At 43.3% G+C, this 4,344-nt stretch carries 1 protein-coding gene and 2 tRNA genes; all 3 read left to right on the forward strand.

The features are described from left to right. Positions 1-606 precede the first annotated feature (606 nt). The gene (locus IQ229_RS15120; RefSeq protein WP_194044969.1) at positions 607-2,931 is read left to right on the forward strand and encodes a peptidoglycan DD-metalloendopeptidase family protein; all 2,325 of its coding nucleotides are present in this window, start codon (positions 607-609) and stop codon (positions 2,929-2,931) included. 165 nt (positions 2,932-3,096) lie between these two features. Beyond that, positions 3,097-3,170, forward strand: a tRNA-Met gene (locus IQ229_RS15125). Between the two features lie 333 nt (positions 3,171-3,503). Then, positions 3,504-3,576: transfer RNA gene (locus IQ229_RS15130), tRNA-Ala, on the forward strand. Positions 3,577-4,344: the final 768 nt, after the last annotated feature.

Below are 4,344 nucleotides of genomic sequence, written 5' to 3' on the forward strand. Positions count from 1 at the left end.
AATTTGTATATTAAACTTGGGATATTGCCAAATTTGAATGATAGATTTTGATGAATTTAAAACATCCTAAACTAGGAACGAAATTGCTAAAATCCATTCATGTCTTACATTTGAGCTATTTTGGCTCAACCAAGGACAGAAATCAGCCCAAAAGTAGCCGATAGTTAATACGGTTGTTTTTTAGGGAATAATCAACGTAAAGTCTCGTGTTGAGAAGACTGATGGGGTAGAAATATCTTGAAGATATCTACAGCAGGGGGCATAACTTTTCCAGAAGTCGCCGCAATTTAATTTTCAGCAGCGACTTGGACTTGGCAAAGTAAGTTTGTCCAGTCTCCGCAATTGACGCAAGACAAGGGCGGATAATGGTAAAGAGTAAAATCGTCCTAAGTGGTGTTAGGAGTGGTTCGGACAAGTAAACACAGCAAAATTTAAGTTTTGCTAACAGATGTGAACTTGTCTAAATCAGAGAAGCAGGTTAATCTTGCGTAAGCATCTCTGGTGAATGTGATCTCGATCTATCGTTTGTTGTGATCTAAATCATTGACTAGTATCCAACAGAAAAATTGAGGTCAGTTAAGCGCTAGTGATCATAGGAGGTCGTCTTTGAAACGAGCATTGAAAAAGAGAGTAAAAGCTGTGTTGAACAATACCCCCAGCAGCGATGATGCCCCGGTAGAACTACTAAATGTAATGAATCCAAAAGTTAACAGCCGGGTGCGGACAAAAGCGGCGATGATTGGCTTGGCAATCTCTATGGGAGCAACCAGCCTTTTGGTGACTCGACAAAGCGATCAAGCCCAAGCAGCGGTGCCAGTAGGCAGCCAAAAGGCAACCTCAACTATTCCTGCTGTTCCTGACACCGAGGTGAAATTCGCCTCCACTAAGCTGGAGTCCCAAGCAGTCTCAGCAGCGAGCGTGCCGGAAAATCCTGTAATCGTGGAACCAACGGCAGTCTCACAAGTGCCTGGGCTTGAAGCTAAATGGCAAGTCGCAGCAAGTGGAATATCTTTGCAAGTTCCTGCATCAAACACGTTTTCTCAAACAAACGCAGGTTATAAAAATTCCACCTACCTGAAGCCCCAAGTGGCACAGGGATTGAACAATACCTTAGCCGAAACTAGTTTTCCAACAGTCAATAATCTGTCTGACTATAGTCCTGATAGTGTTGATAGTACAAACGCATCACTAACTGCCCAGCCACAAACAGTGGCAACCTCAACCGCAGTCAACAGTGAAATAAATGCACAACTTAAGGCGCAACAAGAGTTCGCACTAAATCGCTTACAAGAAAAATCGAACCGTTTAAGAAAGAGTCTGGCGCAGTTGCAGTCTGGAGAGACCAAAAATTTATCACAAGCTGATATAGCATTGGCGCAGCCGACAATTGTAGTTGAGAAGACTGCATTACCATCCCAGTTAGACAGTTCTAGCGATGCAAGCCAAGCGAACCTGATATCGAGGTTAAAACAGAAGACACAGACAAGTGCATCTGTACCAGCAGCGCCAATAGTGATTGCCTCCTCAACACATACAGCTTACGAAGTTAAACCTGGAGATACACTAGCAGCGATCGCCAGCAGATACAACACCTCAGTATCAGAACTAGTTAAAGCAAATAACCTCAATAATCCCAATGAACTGCGAATTAGTCAAAAACTAGTTATTCCTGCTGTTCAAACTCCTGCTGTTCAAATTCCTGCTGTTCAAGTTGAGGCAACTGTAGCAAGTCAGCCCACTTTTGTAGAGTCTAGCAAAACTCCAAAGGTAGCTAACTCCCCTTTGAATATTGGTAGTGCTAACTCATATCTACCTAGTTCACCATCACCAACTATTGCCGACAACAGTAGCGTTGCCGTCCCTACACCGGTAACTGTACAGATTCAGGCAAATAGTGCGACCGACTTAGAAACTGCCCCCCCTACAGCTAAATCTTATGGCGTCGGTGGTGACATTCCAGTGCCACAACCTTTTGCCGAAATTCAACAGCCTAAGACACCAGCAAATAGGGTAGCAAGGGGAAACAATAACAATAATGACCGTTTGCGGGGCTTACAAGCGGAAATCCAGAGGTTACAGCAGAAATATCGCGCTCAACAGTCTGGTAATTTAGTTGTGCCAGCAGCAGCGATTGAAGCAAATAATGCTGCTATGGTCACTCCTACTTCTACGCCCAATAATTTTAGTGTACCTAACCCTGCATCTAGACCCAATAATGTTGTAGCAATACCAATTCCAGTTCCAACACCGATTCGGGCTAACTATAGCGTTCAGCCAATTAAGTCACAATTCCGTACTACTGTACGACCTGCCGAAGCAGTAAACCCAGAATTCTTGCCTAATCTAGGTTCTGCTAGCCAGTGGACTCCCTCTCGGACTCAATCTGCCACAAGGGTGGCAACGCCTCCTGGAAAAGTAAATGCCTCTGACTCCTTAGGAAAGATGCGAGGAACCACAGTTTCTCCACAGGTATTACCGCCTTTGGCAGCAGTGGATCAATATCTTCCCAGACCCATTGACGAACTTACACCTCCTCCATCTTCCTCAACATTAGCTTACACCTGGCCAGCAAAGGGTACCCTTACTTCTGGCTATGGTTGGCGCTGGGGTAGAATGCACAAAGGAATTGACGTTGCTAACTCCACTGGCACGCCAGTTGTCGCTTCAGCTGAGGGGACGATACTAAAAGCTGGCTGGAACAATGGTGGCTACGGCAACCTCGTCGAAATCCGCCATCCTGATGGCAGCACTACTCGCTATGCTCATAACAGCAAGATTCTGGTGCAACCTGGTCAGGCAGTAAATCAGGGAGAAACAATTGCTTTAATGGGTAGCACTGGTCACAGTACTGGTCCACACACCCACTTTGAAATCCATCGATCAGGTAAGGGTGCTGTTAACCCAATAGCTATGTTACCGGAACGCCTATAATTCTTGGCTGTCTGTAACTAAATTATTGCCTTGTTAGAAGAGGGAGGGAAGCTCCCTCTTATACTTTCCATTGACTCAATAGGGATGGAAGTTATAACAAAATTCCAAAAGGGCTAGTCTTATGCAATTTTGTATGCTATATTAGTGAATGATTTGGAAAGACATGGCTCAGTAGCTCAGTTGGTTAGAGCACGGGACTCATAAGCCTGGGGTCGTTGGTTCAACTCCGACCTGAGCCACTTTAAAAGTAGGATAATATAGAGGTGTACATTCACAAATTAATGTCGGTCTTTAACTAATTTGTGTCGTAGCTAATTCGGGATAACCCCTTACAAAGTAATGTCGCAATATTAGATACTTATCGACTTAAATCGAGTGAGTATGTCTTCATTTGTATTTGGGTACAATAGTACAACCAATCTCTCAAGTGTACCTAAGCAGACCGGGAAACGGTACATAACTTAATATAGTTGTCTTGACTTAACTTGCATAAACTTGCATAATAATTAAGCTAATAATAAAATTTATAAAACTAATTAGTAAGTTTAAAAAGCTTACCTATTAGAAGTTCTGGGGTTATAGCGCAGTTGGTAGCGCACCTCAATGGCATTGAGGGGGTCAGCGGTTCGAATCCGCTTAACTCCATTATTAAAATCTAGCTACTCAAAACCTGTTTGCGACAACAAGCACTAGTTGTCCAAAAAGGTCAATTTATGTATACTTATTGTTCTCAAAGGACAGCTAATGCTTGTCAATTGTCGCACAACGGAGAGGGAGAGGAAGGCAAGGAAAAGCATAGAAGAAATGATTGCTCGATGGATAGAAGCAAATTTAAGTTAGCATTTGCCCAAATTGCCATTGTATAACATTCCAAGCCACTTCAAGCGTTTAGAGCAGTATCCTGCCCGCGATCGCCAAGCCAAAACACAGTCTGTCTGACAGCAATGAGAACACTTTTGACTCAACTTTTCCTGGTGATGTGGGCAAACGTTAACTACATCCAGCGGCCAAAGTAAATGCTCGAAAACTAATTGACTAGTTGTGCGTTGTTGTTGGGAACAAGTTGGATACCAAGCCCTAATAGAACGAAGCAAATTCCTAGACGGGAATAGTCTAGACCAAGTTGGCAATGTCAAAACTGAAGATCATTGCGTAGAGTCAAGATTTGAAGAGCTTGACCCAATATCTTGCATATTTTTATAATTTATAATTCGTAATTTATAAAGCCGTATTTTCTGATGTAAACGACAAAAAACGATATCGTCAGAAATTGTCGATTGAAATTTGCTTTAAGATACGCCATGAGGTGCGTAGGCGTAGCCCACACTTCTACACTTTTCTACAAGACGCTGCACGAAGCTTGCTTCCACGAAATGGTACGGCAGATTCCGCTCACCACCCGCTCTGTTACCA

This window comes from Nostoc cf. edaphicum LEGE 07299, from assembly GCF_015207245.1.
Taxonomy (GTDB): Bacteria; Cyanobacteriota; Cyanobacteriia; order Cyanobacteriales; family Nostocaceae; genus Nostoc; species Nostoc edaphicum_B.